The sequence below is a fragment of the Actinopolyspora sabaoui genome (assembly GCF_051225635.1).
GTDB lineage: Bacteria > Actinomycetota > Actinomycetes > Mycobacteriales > Pseudonocardiaceae > Actinopolyspora.
The window spans coordinates 94,420-110,588 of the sequence record NZ_JBMIHH010000006.1 but is presented as its reverse complement, the minus strand read 5'-3'; the positions used below and the strand labels follow the sequence as shown (position 1 = coordinate 110,588).

15 protein-coding genes and 1 tRNA gene are annotated in these 16,169 nt (G+C 68.4%); 12 read left to right on the top strand and 4 right to left on the bottom strand.

From position 1 onward, the window contains the following. Positions 1-77 precede the first annotated feature (77 nt). Together ACOQFL_RS12910 and ACOQFL_RS12905 are read left to right on the top strand one after the other, a co-directional pair. Positions 78-1,361, top strand: coding sequence for an enolase C-terminal domain-like protein (locus ACOQFL_RS12910; protein WP_435544685.1), 1,284 nt, complete (start codon positions 78-80; stop codon positions 1,359-1,361). A gap of 57 nt (positions 1,362-1,418) precedes the next feature. Further along, entirely contained in the window at positions 1,419-2,597 is a 1,179-nt protein-coding gene (locus tag ACOQFL_RS12905) for an L-talarate/galactarate dehydratase (protein WP_435544386.1), read from the top strand. A gap of 138 nt (positions 2,598-2,735) precedes the next feature. Here the strand turns inward: ACOQFL_RS12905 and ACOQFL_RS12900 are convergent, their stop codons facing one another. Beyond that, entirely contained in the window at positions 2,736-2,942 is a 207-nt protein-coding gene (locus ACOQFL_RS12900) for a hypothetical protein (protein WP_435544385.1), read from the bottom strand. On the opposite strand from ACOQFL_RS12900, the gene ACOQFL_RS12895 reads away from it, so the two are divergent. From ACOQFL_RS12895 to ACOQFL_RS12885, 3 genes are all read left to right on the top strand, one after another. After that, positions 2,931-3,857 carry a cation diffusion facilitator family transporter gene (locus ACOQFL_RS12895; RefSeq protein ID WP_435544384.1) on the top strand — a complete coding sequence of 309 codons (927 nt, stop codon included), beginning with the start codon at positions 2,931-2,933 and terminating at the stop codon, positions 3,855-3,857. The genes ACOQFL_RS12900 and ACOQFL_RS12895 overlap by 12 nt on opposite strands. A 377-nt stretch (positions 3,858-4,234) precedes the next feature. Next, entirely contained in the window at positions 4,235-5,455 is a 1,221-nt protein-coding gene (gene nhaA, locus ACOQFL_RS12890; RefSeq protein WP_435544684.1) for a Na+/H+ antiporter NhaA, read from the top strand. 89 nt (positions 5,456-5,544) lie between these two features. Then, positions 5,545-6,645 (top strand): acyltransferase family protein, encoded by a 1,101-nt coding sequence (locus tag ACOQFL_RS12885; protein WP_435544383.1) that lies wholly within the window; start codon positions 5,545-5,547, stop codon positions 6,643-6,645. Here ACOQFL_RS12885 and ACOQFL_RS12880 read toward each other — a convergent pair. Further along, positions 6,597-7,718 carry an ArsO family NAD(P)H-dependent flavin-containing monooxygenase gene (locus tag ACOQFL_RS12880; protein WP_435544382.1) on the bottom strand — a complete coding sequence of 374 codons (1,122 nt, stop codon included), beginning with the start codon at positions 7,716-7,718 and terminating at the stop codon, positions 6,597-6,599. The genes ACOQFL_RS12885 and ACOQFL_RS12880 overlap by 49 nt on opposite strands. A 278-nt stretch (positions 7,719-7,996) precedes the next feature. Between ACOQFL_RS12880 and ACOQFL_RS12875 the strand changes: the two genes are divergently transcribed. The 6 genes from ACOQFL_RS12875 (at position 7,997) to ACOQFL_RS12850 (ending at position 11,740) form a co-directional block, all read left to right on the top strand. Continuing rightward, positions 7,997-8,281: a Scr1 family TA system antitoxin-like transcriptional regulator gene (locus ACOQFL_RS12875; RefSeq protein ID WP_435544683.1), complete on the top strand. Its 285-nt coding sequence runs from the start codon at positions 7,997-7,999 to the stop codon at positions 8,279-8,281. A 29-nt stretch (positions 8,282-8,310) separates the two neighbouring features. Continuing rightward, positions 8,311-8,472 carry a DUF397 domain-containing protein gene (locus ACOQFL_RS12870; protein WP_435544381.1) on the top strand — a complete coding sequence of 54 codons (162 nt, stop codon included), beginning with the start codon at positions 8,311-8,313 and terminating at the stop codon, positions 8,470-8,472. A 130-nt stretch (positions 8,473-8,602) separates the two neighbouring features. Then, positions 8,603-9,448: a GNAT family N-acetyltransferase gene (locus ACOQFL_RS12865; protein ID WP_435544380.1), complete on the top strand. Its 846-nt coding sequence runs from the start codon at positions 8,603-8,605 to the stop codon at positions 9,446-9,448. 262 nt (positions 9,449-9,710) lie between these two features. After that, complete coding sequence (locus ACOQFL_RS12860) at positions 9,711-11,003, top strand: MFS transporter (protein WP_435544379.1); 1,293 nt, start codon at positions 9,711-9,713, stop codon at positions 11,001-11,003. Positions 11,004-11,149: 146 nt separating this feature from the next. Further along, positions 11,150-11,377, top strand: a complete 228-nt coding sequence (locus tag ACOQFL_RS12855) for a DUF6158 family protein (protein WP_092603058.1) — start codon at positions 11,150-11,152, stop codon at positions 11,375-11,377. A 290-nt stretch (positions 11,378-11,667) separates the two neighbouring features. Continuing rightward, positions 11,668-11,740, top strand: a tRNA-Ala gene (locus ACOQFL_RS12850). Positions 11,741-11,874: 134 nt separating this feature from the next. On the opposite strand, the gene ACOQFL_RS12845 is transcribed toward ACOQFL_RS12850, so the two are convergent. Together ACOQFL_RS12845 and ACOQFL_RS12840 are read right to left on the bottom strand one after the other, a co-directional pair. Continuing rightward, the gene (locus tag ACOQFL_RS12845; protein WP_435544378.1) at positions 11,875-12,765 is read right to left on the bottom strand and encodes a helix-turn-helix transcriptional regulator; all 891 of its coding nucleotides are present in this window, start codon (positions 12,763-12,765) and stop codon (positions 11,875-11,877) included. Positions 12,766-12,919: 154 nt separating this feature from the next. Then, positions 12,920-13,801 carry an aldo/keto reductase gene (locus ACOQFL_RS12840; protein ID WP_435544377.1) on the bottom strand — a complete coding sequence of 294 codons (882 nt, stop codon included), beginning with the start codon at positions 13,799-13,801 and terminating at the stop codon, positions 12,920-12,922. Between the two features lie 492 nt (positions 13,802-14,293). On the opposite strand from ACOQFL_RS12840, the gene gdhA reads away from it, so the two are divergent. Continuing rightward, positions 14,294-15,640: an NADP-specific glutamate dehydrogenase gene (gene gdhA, locus ACOQFL_RS12835; RefSeq protein WP_435544376.1), complete on the top strand. Its 1,347-nt coding sequence runs from the start codon at positions 14,294-14,296 to the stop codon at positions 15,638-15,640. Positions 15,641-16,169: the final 529 nt, after the last annotated feature.

The window sequence follows — 16,169 nt, the reverse complement described above, 5'->3', positions numbered from 1 at the left end:
CCGTGATTCGTGTGGTGGCTCGGCGGTGCCGGTCACGCGATTGGAATCGAAGGGAGTTTCCGGTGAACGAACGATCGATGCTGGTCTCGGAGGTGCGCGTCACCCCGATCCTGATAGCCGACGCCCCGCTGCTGAATCGCCACGGCGTGCACCAGCCCTACGCCACCCGCTGCGTCGTCGAGGTCGTCACGGAAGCGGGAGTGGTGGGGCTCGGCGAGAGCTACGGCGATCAGGAGTACCTGGCGGCGATACGGCTGCTCGCCGAGCACCTGCCCGGGCACCCCGTCACCGCTGCCAATCGGTTGTGGGACCTGGCCGCCGAGGTGCTGCGTCCGGACACGGTGGATCCGCGGCTCATCGACGAGCAGTCGGCCGGTTGGTTGTTCGGTCGGGCGAACCTGAGCAGGCTGCACGGGATCGTGGTCGCCGCCTTCGAGGTGGCCATGCTCGACGCGCTCGGCCGTACTGTCGGGCTGCCGGTGCACGCGCTCCTCGGCGGAAAGGTCCGCGACCGGGTGGACTACGCGGCCTACCTGTTCTACCGGTGGGACGAGCACCCCACGCCGCACGCCCCGACCGATGACTGGGGTGCGGCCCTGGATCCGGCGGGGGTGGTTCGCCAGGCCGAGCGCATGGTCGGCGAGCACGGGTTCCGCTCGTTGAAGCTCAAAGGAGGGGTGTTTCCGCCGGAGGAGGAGATCGCCGCCGTCGAGGCCCTCCGAGATGCGTTCCCGGACCTGCCGGTCCGGCTCGACCCGAACGGGATCTGGTCCACCGAGACCGGTGTGCGGGTCGCCGACAAGCTGCGCGGGGTGGTGGAGTACCTGGAGGATCCCTGCGTCGGCACTCCGGAGATGGCTGAGGTGCACCGCCGCACGGGGGTGCCACTGGCCACCAACATGTGCGTGACCACGCCGGAGGACATACCCGAGGCCTTCGCCGCCGACGCCGTGCAGATCCTGCTCTGCGACCACCATTTCTGGGGTGGACTGCTCGCGACCCAGCGACTGGCCGCGATCTGCGGCACCTACGGGGTCGGTCTGTCGATGCACTCCAACACGCACCTCGGCATCAGCCTGGCCGCCATGACCCATGCCGCCGCCTGCGTGCGAGGCGAACTGCACGCCTGCGACACCCACCGTCCGTGGCAGACCGAGGACGTCGTAACCCGACCGCACCGGTTCGCCGGAGGTGCCGTCACCGTCCTGGACGAACCCGGACTGGGGGTGGAACTCGACCGCGATGCGCTGGGCAGCCTGCACGAACGCTGGATCAACAGTGACGTGCGCGGGCGTGACGACGTCGCTGCCATGCGGGTCGCGGATCCGGAGTGGACCATGCCGCCCGCGCCGCGTTGGTGACACCCGCCGACAACCGGTGGACCCACCGCCGGTCCGACCATTCGAAAGGTAGTTCACATGACCACCAGCGTGTCCACCGAGAACACCGCGGCACGGTCCACCGCGGTCACCGACCGCATCAGCCGGGTCGAGCTTTCCCTGGTCCGCTTACCGTTGCACGCGCCGATCAGCGACGCCAAGGTGCTCACCGGCAGGCAGAAACCACTCACCGAGGTCGCTTTCCTCTTCGTCGAGATCAGCACCGAGGACGGCCGGGAGGGACTCGGGTTCGCCTACTCCAAACGCGCGGGCGGTGACGGGCTCTACGCCCACGCCAACGAGATCGCGCCCGAGCTGATCGGCGAGGATCCCAACGACATCCAGCGCCTCTGGAGCAAGCTGGTCTGGGCAGGGGCCTCGGTCGGGCGGGGCGGTCTGGCCGCACAGGCCATCGCGGCGTTCGACATCGCGCTGTGGGACATGAAGGCACGGCGTGCCGAGTTGCCGCTGGCCAAACTGCTCGGGGCGCACCGCGACTCGGTGGCCTGCTACAACACCTCGGGTGGTTTTCTGTCCTCACCCATCGAGCGGATCCTGGACAACATCACCGGTGCGTTGGACCGGGGGATCGGCGGCATCAAGGTCAAGGTGGGCCAGCCCGACACGACCACCGACATCAGGCGGGTGGAGACCGTCCGCGAGCATCTCGGGGACTCCGTGCCACTCATGGTCGACGCCAACCAGCAGTGGGACCGCGCCACCGCGCAGCGGATCGGCAGGGCGCTGGAACGCTTCGACCTGACCTGGATCGAGGAGCCCCTCGACGCCCACGACACGGCGGGGCACGCCGCCCTGACGAGCAAGCTCGACACGCCGGTGGCCACCGGGGAGATGCTCACCAGTGTCGGTGAGCACCGGGAGCTGCTCCGCAACGGTGCCTGCGACTTCATCCAGCCCGACGCGCCGCGTGTCGGGGGGATCACGCCGTTCACCCGTATCGCCGCGCTCGCGGAGGAGAACCACCTCGGCATGGCACCGCACTTCGCCATGGAGATCCACCTGCACCTGGCGGCGGCCTATCCCGACACCACTTGGGTCGAGCACTTCGACTGGCTGGAGCCGCTGTTCGACGAACGCCTGGAGTGCCGGGAGGGCCGCATGCTCGTGCCCTCCCGGCCGGGGCTCGGGCTCTCGCTCAGTGAGCAGTGTCGTGCCTGGACCGTCGAGCGGGCCGTGGTCGAGCGCGGTAACCCCTGAGCGGCGTTCTCCGTACCGCCTCACCTTTCCTACTCGCGGGTGCCGTGGCGCGGCGATTTCGCGAGAAATTGACGCCGGCCCACGCCGCTGTTGCCACATTCCTGCTGCTGCGCCGTCGTCGCGTGCGGGGTTGTGCGGCTACGATTCCGCCGTGCTCACCGCGACGGCGACTATCGGAGGCAGGCGATGAGCGGCGAACATCCTCACGGCCACGGCCACGGCCACGGCCACGGCCACGGCCACGGCCACGGCGGGCGTAACGATTCCTCGCTCGAACCGCGCGCCACGCGTCCGGCGCTCGGGTGGGGTCTGCTCCACCGGCTCGGACACTTCTTGCTGCCGCACGAGCACGACCCCGCCGAACAGGTGGACACCGAGCTGGAGGGCAGTCGCGCGGGAATGCGTGCCCTCTGGCTCTCGCTACTGGTGCTCACAGCCACCGCCGTGCTGCAAGCCGGAGTGCTGTGGTTCTCCGGTTCGGTGGCCCTGCTGTCCGACACGCTGCACAACATCGCCGACGCTCTCACCGCCGTCCCGCTCGCGGCGGCGTTCCTGCTGGCACGCAGACCCGCCAACCGTCGCTTCCCCTACGGTTACGGTCGCGCCGAGGACGTTGCCGGGGTGCTCGTGGTGCTGGTGATCGCGGGCTCGGCGGTGGCGGCGCTGGTCGAGTCCGCCCACCGGTTGTTCGATCCATCCGGCATCGGTGACCCACTGATCGTGGCGCTGGCCGGTGGCGTGGGATTCTGCGGCAACGAGCTCGCCGCTCGGATACGCATCCGCACCGGTCACCGGATCGGTTCGGCGGCGCTCGTGGCGGACGGGCTGCACGCCAGGACGGACTCGTTCACCTCGCTCGGCGTGGTGCTCGCCGCCGGTGGGGCCGCCCTGGGGTGGCCGTTGCTGGATCCGCTGGTCGGCCTGTTGATCGGTCTGGCCATCGCGATGGTCACCTGGTCGGCGGCCCACCGGATACTGGCGCGACTGATGGACTCGGTGGCGCCGGAACTCACCGACATCGCCTACCGCGCGCTGGGGACCCATCCGGAGGTGCGTTCGGTGGAAGCGGTGCGGTTGCGCTGGATCGGACACGCCCTGCACGCCGAAGTGAAACTCGGCGTCGCCGCGGAACTCACGCTGCACCGGGCGCACGAGATCGCCCACGAGGCCGAACGTGACCTGTATCGGGAGCTGCCCCGGCTGTCCGGCGCCACCGTGCACGCTCATCCGGCCGAACTCACATCGGCCGCATCGAAGTGACAACGATCACTGTTGACGTGGCGCTCCCTGCCTTCGCCCGTGTGCTGCCGACGCCCCGCCACGTTCCGCTCCGGCATTGTTCCCTGGTCACGGATCCGATTCCGCGGCGTCTCGTTCGGATCTTCGCGTATCGCTGTCGGGTGTGAACGCAGCGTCAGCACGTAAAATCGGGCAAATGGTGTGCCGGGAAGACTGGTCGGCGGGAAGTTGACGGACGAGCCGAACAGGACGTGTTGATGGCGACCGACCCCCAGCGCGACGGAGAACAGCCCGCGGAATCCCAGCACGGGAGTTCCCCGGCCAGGAGTTCCCAGCACGAGCATTCCCGCCCGCAGGAGTCGCGGGCCGAGGAGCCGCAGCGCAATCCGGTGCGACGTTTGTTCGCACCCACGTCCGATGCCGAGAGGCTCACCCTCGCCGACATCCTGCGCACGGAGACCGTCGGTGGCGTACTGGTGCTCCTCGCCGCTGTGCTGGCGCTGCTCTGGGCCAACTCGCCGTGGGGCGAGACCTACAAGACGGCCGCCGAGTTCGTCCCCTGGCCGGGTGGGGAGTTCCTCGGGTTGGACCTGAACCTGAAGCACTGGGCCTCGGACGGGCTACTGGCGATCTTCTTCTTCGTGGTCGGTCTGGAGCTCAAGCGCGAGTTCGTGGTCGGTGAGCTGCGCAATCCCCGAAGAGCCGTGCTCCCGGTGGTCGCCGCCGTGGCGGGAATGGTCGTCCCCGCCCTGTTCTTCTTCGCCATCGCCTCCACGGCGGGCGGGGAGGCGCTGCGTGGCTGGGCGATCCCCACGGCCACCGACATCGCTTTCGCGCTGGCCGTGCTCGCGATCGTCGGCAAGTACCTGCCAAGCGCGCTGCGGGCCTTCCTGCTGACGCTGGCGGTGGTCGACGACCTGCTGGCGATCACGGTCATCGCCGTGTTCTACACCGACGACTTCCATCCGCTGCCGCTGGTGGGGGCGGTGCTGCCGATAGTGGCCTTCGCGTTGCTGGTGCGGCTGCGCGGCCCGTGGTGGCCGGTGCTGCTGGTGCTCGGTGTGCTGGCCTGGGGACTGGTGCACGAGTCCGGAGTGCACGCCACCATCGCCGGTGTGCTGCTGGGCTTCACGGTTCCGGTGCTGGGCCGGGGTGGCAGCGAACCAGGACCGGCCGAGCACCTGGAACACCGCTGGCGTCCGATCTCGGCCGGGGTGGCGGTGCCGCTGTTCGCGCTGTTCGCGGCAGGGGTGTCGCTCGGCGGGGGCGGGATCACCGCCGCTTTCTCGGATGCGGTGGTACCCGCGGTGATGGCGGGGCTGGTGCTCGGCAAGCTGGTCGGCATCTTCGGGGCGACGTTCCTGATGGCCAAGTTCACCGGGGCACAGCTCGACTCGAACCTGTCCTGGTGGGACCTGGTCGGCCTGTCGCTGCTCGCGGGGATCGGTTTCACCGTCTCGCTGCTGATCGGCGAGCTCGCCTTCGGCGCCGGGGAACGTGGTGAGAACGTCAAGGTGGCCGTGCTGCTGGGCTCGGTACTGGCCGCGCTGCTGGCCTCGGTCGTGCTCGGTATCCGCAACCGCGCCTACCGCGGAGCCGATACCACGGGCAACGAGTGAACCGGTGTCGAGTAATACTCACGTGTCCGCGTGCGATGTAGGATCAGCACGTTTTGGCGCAGGGCGGACGACGGGGGCGGATATTCGTGGTGACCCCCGGTAAGGGGAGCCGTCGCAAGATCAGTTGGGATGTGGTTCGGGCAGGCTGCGTCACGTTGGTGATGCTGTACCACTCGACCACGGTCAGCGTGGAGTTCCACCCCGAGATCGAACCGCGAACGTTCACCTTCCCCTGGCAGCTCGGTGCCAGCATGCTGCTGGTCATATCGGCCTACTTCACCTGTGTGACCATCGGGCGCGGGACCGTGCTGCGTTACTGGTGGGGCAGGCTCGCCCGGCTGCTGCCCGCTTTCGTGGCGGGCTCGGTGCTCATCTTCCTGCTCACCCGCGCCTTCCACGTCGCGGGGTGGTACCTGCCCGACGTTCGGGACCTGCTTGAGCACCTGCTGATGCTGTGGCACTGGAAGCCGCGGGAGTTCGAGTTCCTCGACGTCGCGCACTGGACGGTGCCGTTGCAGCTCATGGGCTTCTCGGCAGCGGCGTTGCTCTACCGCTCCCGGTTCGGCCACGGTGACCGGATCGTCGGCGTCCTGTGGTTCGCGATGCTGCTGCCCATCGTGCAGTGGCCCCTCCGCGCCTCGGACCCGCCGGAGTTCTACCGGATGCTGGCCGACGGGCTCGGGTTCCACCGCTGGCACCTGTTCGTGGCCGGAGTGGTGATCTGGCTCTGGTCGGTCGGCAGGCTCCGAACTCCCCACTTCGCCGCTTTCCTGGGCACCGCGATGTTCGCGCAGTGGTTGCACAGCTTCGAGGTCGGCCCCTCGGGGACGCTGAGCCCGGATGTCGGGTCCTCGGTGTGCGTGGCGATCGGGCTCTGCGTGATCGCGCTGGTGGCGCGCGGTCCCGACTGGGACGCCGTGATCCCCACGGCGGCGCGCCGCCCCGTCCAGTGGTACGCGGGGATCTCCTACGGGGTCTACCTGACGCACCAGTCGCTCGGTCACATGGTGGTGCGCGGGTTGCGGGACCTGGGCATGCCGACCTTCCTGCAGACCGTGGGGATGCTGGCCACCGGGGTGCTGCTGGGGTGGGGGCTGACCAGGGTGGTCGAGCAACCGGCCCACCGGTACCTGATGCGCGCCTACGATCGGTTCGCCATCGAGCGTCGAACCGTGTCCAGCGGGGTCTGAGTTCTTCCGCCGGAGTGCTCCGGTCCCTCCCGGCCGAGTTCGGCAATCAGCTCCGCGACCGCGGTCCGCGCGGTGCGGCCCACGCCGATCAGGGTGGCCGAGGCGGCGCCGGTCCAGTCGCCGTAGCCCACCAGGTGCATTCGTGGCTGTTCGAGACTGCGGGTTCCCTCGGTGGGGATGCGGCCCTGTCGCCTGCTCAGCCGCAGCGGACGCAGCTGTCGCAGCGCTGGTCTGAATCCGGTGCACCACACGACGCTGTCGAACTCGCGCTCGGTCCCGTCCGCCCATGCCGCGCCGTGCCGGGTCAGCCCGTCGAACATGGGAAGCGCCCGCAGCACCCCGCGCTCGCGGGCTTTTCGCACGCTGTCGACCATCACGATGTCGCCGAGTTCGGAGACACCGTTCGTCGCCCCCGAGAGCCTTCGGGTGGCCACGTCGAACAGTACCCGGCCGTCCACCTCGTCGGGCATGAATCGGGGATGTCGGCGCGTCACCCAGGTGGTTTCGGCCACGGTGGACAGTTCCGCCAGGATCTGGGCCGCCGAGTTGCCACCGCCCACCACCATCACCCGTTGGCCCCGGAACGGCTCGGGGCCCGGATAGGAGGCGGTGTGCCACTGCGGGCCGGTGAAGTCGGCCATCCCCGGATACGCGGGTACGTAAGGTGCGCGCCAGGTTCCGGTGGCGCTTATCACTCCCCTGGAAGTCCAGGTCCCCACGTCCGTGGTCACGACGAATTCTCCGTTGGTTCGCCGAATCCCGTCGACCCGTACCGGTCGTCGCACGGGCAGCTCGTAGCGATGTTCGTAGGCCCGCAGGTATTCGACCGCATGGTCTACCGTGGGGAACTCCGCGCCGGGCTGTGGCGGCATCCCCCAGCCGGGCAGCGAGTTGTGCTGGGCGGGGGAAAACAGCCGCAGCGATGGCCACATGTGCTGCCAGGAGCCGCCGCCCCGCTGCCGCTCGTCCAGTATCATGAAGTCCACGCCCGCTCTGCGCAGGAAGTATCCCGCCGCGAGTCCCGCCTGGCCACCACCGATGACGATCACCTCGTGGCGCGGTGTTTCCGACATCCTGCTCTCGCGTTCCTCGGGGCCGTGGGGGTTCGCGGCTTCCGAAACGCTTTCACGCTCCCGCACTATTCCGCGATTTCGCGAGAAATCGACGCCAGGACGCGACATAGCGTGGTGTCAATTTCTCGCGAAATCGCCACGCCATGGGGCCGGAACGTGGGAGGTGGTGCCCGGCCGGGTCGGGAGCGGGGAGGGAACCCGGCCGGGCGGGACGGCCCGGCCCCCGGTCGTCGGGGTTTCGCGGTGGTCGTGCCGTGCTCGTCGAGTAGCTTCGGCACATCGTCGAGGTGGCAAGCCGGGAAAGGGTGCCCGGGCGGGTCATCCCAGCGGGAATCGAAAGATGGCACCCCGCGCACGCGGGAACTTTCATCCTGTTCGAACTCCCGAAGTCGAAGCCGAGCGTACACAGAGAGCAGTACAGTTCCTCCACCTTCCTGCACGAGCCAGAGGATGGTCGGGCCTATCGGGAAGCGACGGGTGCGCTCCGGCAGTTGGTGATGAGCCCTGAGGATTCCACGGAGCTCATCGCCCGTATCGCCAATGAAACGGAGAACTCGCAGTGACAACACATCACCCCGAAGGATGGCGGAAGTTGAGTCGTTCGCAGCATCAAACGGCGTGCGTCGAGGTCGGTCGGATCGCCGATGGTGCGGCGGTGCGGGACAGCAAGGATTGTGCGGCCGGGTTCGTCGCGAGCACGGGTTCGCAGTGGCGGGCTTTCGTGACGGCGGTCAAGACCGACCGCTTCGGCTGAGCTCGCGCGGACACCACCGAAACGGTCTCCCGAGGCGATTCGGAGCGGTCCGGGTCGATTGGGGGGCCGTTTCCGCGTATTCCCCGTGACGGTAACCCGCGGCCGTTGGTCCGAACGGCAGAATGTTGGCGTGGACCCGCTACACGACCCGGACGACGAAGAACTGCTCGCCCCGGAGCAGGCCCGTGATCTCGCCGCGCTGGTGGAACGCGCCCAGCTGGCCTCCGGCGCGGTGCGCGAGGGGCGAGTCGGCAAGGTCGGCGTCGCCGACGTCGTGCTCAACGCGGGCAATCCTTTGGCCCTCGGCAACCGCGCCTGCGGGCTGTGGGGCACCTCGGCCGAGGTCGCCACCACGCTGTTCCGGCTGGAGAGCGTGTTCGCCGAGTCGGGCAGGCCCGAGGCCGTGGTGCACGCCTCCCCGACCACGGTGGCCGACATCGAGGGCATCGCCGACGACTCGGGCTGGCACGCGGTCGCCGAGAACGTCGCGCTGCTGTACCGCCCCGATCCGGCCAGGCGCGAGACCGAGTCCATCGGCACCCACCCGGTGCGCGAAGCGGCCCAGGACGACCTGCCCTCGGTGGCCGAATTGCTGGCGGACGAGCTGGACCTTTCCTCCGGAGCCGAACGGCGCCTGCCGCGTCACCTCGGCCAGCGGCTGGACGACCCACGGTGTTTCCTGCACGTGTTGGACGATGATGAACTCGAACGGGTGGCCGGGTTCGTGCTCGGCTTCGCCGAGAGCGGCATGGGGCTGATCGAGCACATCGTGGTACGCCCCGGCCGCCGCAACAGGGGCAGGGGGCGCGAGCTGCTGCGCGTGGGCGTGGACGCGGCCGTGGAGCGCGGGGCGCTGCTGGTCGCCACCCACGCCGAGGACGGCGGATCCGCGCAGCGCTTCGCGGAGTCCTGCGGGTTCGAGACCGCCTACGCCGTCACCGCCTACACCCGCGGGGTCGACGAGCTGTTCGAGTAGCACCAGCACCTCGACGAACAACTCGCTCCTCTCCTCGGCCCCGGGCCCCCGGTTCGACAACAGCACTCCGGAACGATCTCGTGGCCGGAACCGATGACGGGTTCTCCCCGGTGACGCGGTTCCTCCCGCGTGCTCGGCTGACTCGGGCGCGACGGCCGGTGGGCGCCGCGTCACGCGTGGCGAAATCCCGCAAGGCATGGCGAGATCGGGAATATTTCACGGCTGGGCGAACTTGTCTCCTGCTGGACGACAAGGAGGCACAGTGCCGGAGACCTCGCCGACCGCGACCGAGAACCAGCCGAACGAATCGCCACGCAAGTCGAGCACGCTGTCCGAGTTACCCAGCGAGATCTGGGTTCTGATCAGCGGCGGTTTCATCGTCGCCATCGGGATGGGCATCGTCTCGCCCGCGCTGCCGACCTTCGCGACCAGCTTCAACGTCGGCGTGACCGCGGCGGCCTTCATCGTCAGTGCCTTCGCGCTGATGCGGCTGGTCTTCGCTCCGGCCAGTGGGCGGCTGGTTTCGATGTTCGGTGAGCGCCCGAACTACGTGCTCGGCATCGTCATCGTCGGCATCAGCTCCACCGCTTGCGCCTTCGCGCAGTCCTACTGGCAGCTGCTGGTGTTCCGCGGCCTCGGCGGCATCGGTTCCACCATGTTCACCGTCTCGGCGCTGGCGCTGTTGGTGCGGCTCGCCCCGGCGCACCTGCGGGCGAGGGCCTCGGGACTCTGGGCGACCAGCTTCCTGCTGGGCAGTATCTCCGGTCCGGTTCTGGGCGGGCTGCTGATCGGGTTCTCGCTGCGGCTGCCTTTCCTGATCTACGGCATCGCGCTGTACCTGGCCGCCTTCGTCGGCTGGTTCCTGCTGCGCAACTCCACGCTGGCCGATCCGCAGCAGCACTCCGACGCCCCCGACCTCAAGGTGCTCACCGCGCTGCGCGACTCCAGCTACCGCGCCTCGCTGCTGGCCAACTTCAGCAAGGGCTGGACCGCGCAGGGCGTGCGGATCGCCCTGATTCCGCTGTTCATCGTCGAGGCGATGCGGCTGCCCGACGCCATGACCGGTGTCGCCCTGTCTGTGTTCGCCGCGGGCAACGCGGCAGTGCTGCTTCCGGCGGGCAGGCTGGCCGACTCGCACGGGCGCAAACCGATGCTGCTGAGCGGGTTGGCCATCGCCGCTGTGGGAAGCGCCGCGATCGGGTTCAGCGAGTCGGTTCCCTGGTTGCTGGGGGCCTCGCTGGTGGGCGGAATCGGCATGGGGCTGTGCACCCCGGCGCAGAGCGCGGCCGTGGCCGACATAGTCGGGCCGAAGGCCAAGGGAGGACCGGTACTGGCCGCCTTCCAGATGTCGGCCGACGTCGGCACGATCATCGGGCCGCCGCTGGCCGGTGCGCTGGCGGGTGCGCTCTCCTACCGTGCCGCGTTCCTGCTCACCGGGGCTGTCGCGCTGGTCGCGATGGTGACGTGGCTGTTCTCGCCCGAGACGCTCGGCCGCGGTTCCCGCAGCGGACGGACCGACTCCGAGCGCTCCGCCGAGTCGGCCGAGCCCGTGTAGTCGATCGGACCCCCGCGTAGTCGATCGGACCGCGGTCGGTCGAACCGTAGTTGATCGAGATATGCGTCGGACCTGATTCTCCGAGATGGGTGTCACATCGCGGCCGACCGGGTACCCCCGCGGAAAACCCGGTGGGAGGGGAGTGCGTGTCCATGGAAACCGGAGTGGAAGCAACCGAGTTGTCCGAGGTCGACCTGCGGCGGGAACTGCGCCACCTGCACGAGACGCGCAACGAGACGTTTCTGCACGGTTCCTCGGACGCGCTGGAGGAGCACACCCGCAGGACGTTCGAGCTGGAGCAGGAGTATCTGCGCAGGCACCCCGAGCGGGAGGTCGATCCGAGGCGCACCCGTGAGGGTGCCCGGGCGGGCTGAACGCCGACCCGTGGGTGCGGGGGCCGACTCACGGGCGCGATCCGTGGTGCGGGTCACTTCGGGCGCTTTCGTCGGACTCGGTCGGTCGACTCGTCCACCGTGCGGCGTGCTGCCGGGGCCGAAGGGGTGAGCCGGTGGTGAACCCGCTGGGTACAGGACCAACGGCGGCTGTGATCGAAAATGGGGGACCCCCTGTACGGAAGAGGGCTCACCTTGTTGTAAAGTAGTGGCACAACGGAAGGCGGGGACGGAAACAAAGAACCAAACCGGCCGACCGGGAAAAATGAAGAGGGGCTGTGGCGCAGTTGGTAGCGCACCTGACTGGCAGTCAGGGGGTCACGGGTTCGAGTCCCGTCAGCTCCACCGATAGTGTGCCCCTCACAGGACTTGTGAGGGGCACTTTTCTGTATCACCGCGTATTTGACCGCCGGTCTGCCTCTCGTTGTTCAGGGGCGTTCCTCGGAACTGTCGCCGTGGGCCCGACGCCTCGCCTCGGATCAGCTTTCCTCGTCGACCGGTTGGTGTGTCTCGTCGGTTTCCTGGGTGGCTGCCCAGCTGGCGAGCATCTTGAGTCCGTCGGCGGTGGGGCTGCCCGTCGCGGCGGTGTAGACGTTGAGGGTCAGCTCGGGCTCGGAGGGCAGCTGCATGGACTCGTAGTTGAGGTCGAGTTGGCCGATCACGGGGTGGTTCAGGCGTTTCTGTCCGCTGCGGTGGAACAGCACATCGTGCGAGGCCCAGCGTTGCCGGAAGACCTCGCTGCGGGTCGAGAGCTCGCCGATCAGTTCGATCAGTGCCTGGTCGTGCGGGTTGCGGCCCGCTTCCAGCCGCAGCATGGCGGCCGCGTCGTTGGCGATGCGATCCCAGTCCACGAAGAAGTCGGGGGCGGCCGGATCGAGGTAGACGAACCGGGTGGTGTTCGCCGGTCGACGTGGCTCGGCCAGTACGGGGGAGTAGAGGGCGCGGCCGAGTCGGTTCGTGGCCAGGATGTCGTGCCGCGCGTTGCGCACCCACGCCGGGGCGTCGCTGATGGCGTCGAGCACCTGCTGCACCTGGGGCCGCACCGTGCTCGGGGTCGCGCCACGCCTGCTCCGGTCCGGTCCAGCGGCACGGGCCAGCGAGAAGAGGTGCTCACGCTCCGCCTCGTCCAGTTGCAGGGCTGTTACCAGGGAACTCAGTACGGTATCCGAGGCTCCGGAGAGGTTGCCCCGCTCCATGCGCACGTAGTAGTCCACCGAGACGCCCGCGAGCATGGCGACCTCCTCCCGCCGCAGCCCCTTCACCCTCCGGGTGCCGCCGTAGGCGGGTAGCCCGGCCTGCTCGGGGGTGATGCGCGCCCGCCGCGAGCTGAGGAACTCGCGAACCTCGGTCCGGTCGTTGCTCTTGGCCATAACCCCAGGTTAAGGCGTGAGCGGGGAGTCAGGGAGGTTCTGGTGGTACCCGTGACGACCATGACTCCCCCTTCGACCGGGCTGTCTCGGCTGGCCGTAGCGACTGGGCCGTAGCGACTGGGCCGTACCGAACTCGGCCGTCATCGCCCCGCGATCATGCCTCGGCGATCTCCCAGCCGAAGTCCGCCAGGGTGACCTCCTCGGGATCCGGTCCGCCGCGCACGCCCGTGTCCAGCGCGTCGATGGCGATGAGTTCCTCGTCGGTGAGCTCGAAGTCGAACACCGCGAAGTTCTCGTCGATCCGCTCGGCGCGGGTGGACTTCGGGATCACGGAACGCCCCCGTTGCAGGCCCCAGCGCAGCATGACCTGCGCCGGTGTCCTGCCGTGCGCCTGGGCGCTCCGCGCGATCGTCGGGTCCTCGAGCGTGCTGGTGTGCCCGCTGTCGCGGTAGAAGGTGATACCGCCGATCGGCGACCACGCCTGCGAGACGATCCCGTGCTCGGCGTCGGCCGCGAGCACGTCGGGCTGCTGGAAGTAGGGGTGCACCTCGATCTGGTTGACCGCGGGCACCACCGACGTCTCCGCGAGCAGCCTGTCCAGGTGTTCGCGCATGAAGTTGCTGACGCCGATGGCGCGTACCCGTCCGTCCGCCAGCAGCTTCTCCAGCGCGCGGTAGGCACCCAACGTCAGGTCGAAGCGCTCGGGCAGCGCCTGGTGCAGGATCAGCAGGTCGATTCGGTCGACACCCAGCTTGCCCGCGCTCTTTTCGAAGGCGTGCAGGGTCTCCTCGTAGCCGAAGTCGGTGATCCAGATCTTGGTCTCGATGAACACCTCGGACCGGTCCAGACCCGAGTCGCGAATCGCCCGTCCCACCTCGCGCTCGTTGCCGTAGGCGGCCGCGGTGTCGATGTGCCGGTAACCCGTGCGCAGCGCGGCACGAACCGCGTCGACGGTCTCCTCGGGTGGTGTCTGGAACACGCCGAACCCGACGGCGGGCATCTCCACCCCGTTGTTGAGAGTCAAACTCGTGGTCATACCGCCACGCTAGGAGCGGGTAAATCCGCAGGGGAGGGTCTGTCATTACCCCGCTGTAGTCACGATCGTCGCTGCTCAGGTCGAGGAGGGGGTTACGGGACCGCGCGGGGTCGGACTCGATCGGGCCGAGCGGTGATGTAAGGTCCCGCGGGGTTTCCGGCGGGTTCGTGCGGCGTCTCGGCGCGACTCTCCGCGGCCGCAGCGGGTGATCAGAACTTCGAAGCGGCTCGGTGTTCGCCGTTCCGAATTCCCTCACCACCTATGGCAGCACGCTGTCCGGCATGCAGCGGTACAAGAGCGGAAACAGTCAACACACCGGTTCGCTCGCGTTTCGAGCAAGCGGCCGAGCGCGTTCCGCCGAAGGGCACGGTGTGGCACAGGCAACCCTGTACCGGGCCTGGACACTCCGCCGTTCTACCTATAGACCGGGGAGGGGCACGCGTCCGGTGACCGGTCCCAGCGAGTCCGAGCACGAAGGGAAAGGTCGGTGTAATGGACGTCACCGAACACGTCGAAAGCGTCTACGCGGAGCTCCGTCGACGCGATCCCGGTGAGAGCGAGTTCCACCAGGCGGCCGCCGAGGTGCTGCACGACCTCGAACCGGCCCTGCGAAAGCATCCGGAGTACGTGGACGCGCGGATCGTCGAGCGACTCTGCGAACCCGAACGGCAGCTCGTCTTCCGGGTCCCCTGGACCGACGATCGTGGTGATGTCCGGGTCAACCGCGGGTTCCGCGTGGAGTTCAGCAGTGCCTTGGGTCCGTACAAGGGTGGACTGCGGTTCCACCCGAGTGTGGACCTCGGCACCGTCAAGTTCCTCGGCTTCGAGCAGATCTTCAAGAACGCGTTGACCGGTATGTCGCTCGGAGGGGGTAAGGGCGGAGCCGACTTCGACCCCAAGGGCAAGTCCGACGGCGAGATCATGCGGTTCTGCCAGTCGTTCATGACCGAGCTCCACCGAAGCCTGGGCGAGCACACCGATGTTCCGGCCGGGGACATCGGGGTGGGCTCTCGCGAGATCGGCTATCTCTTCGGTCAGTACAAGCGGATCACGAACCGCCACGAGGCGGGCACGCTCACCGGTAAGTCGGTCGCGTGGGGCGGCTCGCACGTTCGCACCGAGGCCACGGGCTACGGCGTGGTGTACTTCCTGCAGGAGATGCTCGCCACCCGAGGTCGCTCCCTGGAGGGCCAGCGCGTGGTGGTTTCCGGTTCGGGCAACGTCGCCATTTATGCCGTCGAGAAGGCCAGCGCCCTGGGAGCAACGGTATTGGCCTGCTCCGACTCGCTCGGTTACCTCGTCGATGAGGACGGGATCGATCCAGAGCTGCTGAAGGAGATCAGGGAGGTGCGCGGCCAGCGCCTGCCCGCCTACGCCGAAGCCAGGCCGAACGCTCGGTTCGTCGAGAGCGGCTCGGTGTTCGACGTGCCGTGCGACGTCGCGCTGCCGTGCGCCACTCAGAACGAGCTGAACCGGGAACACGCCCTGACACTGGTCAAGAACGAGGTGTTCGCGGTCGCCGAGGGCGCGAACATGCCGTGCACGGCCGAAGCGATCGAGGCGTTCCGGGAGGCGGGGGTGCTTTTCGGGCCCGGCAAGGCCGCCAACGCCGGAGGAGTGGCCACCTCGGCGCTGGAGATGCAGCAGAACGCCTCTCGGGAGACCTGGAGCTTCGAGCGGGCCGAGGACAGGCTGGCCACCATCATGCGCGATGTCCACTCGCGGTGCCGTGCCACCGCCGAGTCCTACGGCGGTGCCTCTCACGATTACGTCTTCGGCGCCAACATCGCGGGTTTCCTCCGTACCGCGGATGCCATGCTCGCTCAGGGACTCGTCTGAGCAACCCTCGCGCGTCGAGTCGCGCCGAGGATGGTGCTTCCGACTGAGCCCCGTGATTCCCGTGCCCTTGCCGAGCCGGTCGGCTCCGCGACGGAGTTCCGACCGGCTCGGCACGGCGTGGGGCCGGACGGGCGTCGTGCTCCAGGGGCGAGTCTCGAAACGGTTTTCGACGGAATTCGCCCGCCGAGCGGTTGACGGTTGGTGCTTCCGCGGCAATTCGGGAGGTCGTTTTCGCGGGACCGTTGACAGCGAGCGGAACTTCGTGGAACTTCTGTCCCCGATAGATTCGAACCTTGTTCGGCATTACGAACAAGGCTTTCGGGGTTGCTGCGGCAGCTCCGTGGGCGAAAGTCACGAGGAGGGATCCATCTGAGCGGAGTTCCGGCCTTCCGATGACACGTGCTTTCCGGTGCTTCACGACCGGAGGGCGCGGAAGAGGATCGCCTGGCCACTCCAGGCTGTCCCGGCCGATTCCGGGATCGGCGTCCACTTTTCTTCGCGGTGCCCAATTGGCCGTGCCTACGGTGCA

What these genes read in the sequence shown, in the direction of transcription:
- ACOQFL_RS12910 (WP_435544685.1), top strand. Translation starts at nt 78, where the DNA reads ATGCTGGTCTCGGAGGTGCGCGTCACCCCGATCCTGATAGCCGACGCC.
- ACOQFL_RS12845 (WP_435544378.1), bottom strand. Translation starts at nt 12,765, where the DNA reads ATGGCCAAGAGCAACGACCGGACCGAGGTTCGCGAGTTCCTCAGCTCG.
- gdhA (WP_435544376.1), top strand. Translation starts at nt 14,294, where the DNA reads ATGGACGTCACCGAACACGTCGAAAGCGTCTACGCGGAGCTCCGTCGA.
- ACOQFL_RS12840 (WP_435544377.1), bottom strand. Translation starts at nt 13,801, where the DNA reads ATGACCACGAGTTTGACTCTCAACAACGGGGTGGAGATGCCCGCCGTC.
- ACOQFL_RS12880 (WP_435544382.1), bottom strand. Translation starts at nt 7,718, where the DNA reads ATGTCGGAAACACCGCGCCACGAGGTGATCGTCATCGGTGGTGGCCAG.
- ACOQFL_RS12905 (WP_435544386.1), top strand. Translation starts at nt 1,419, where the DNA reads ATGACCACCAGCGTGTCCACCGAGAACACCGCGGCACGGTCCACCGCG.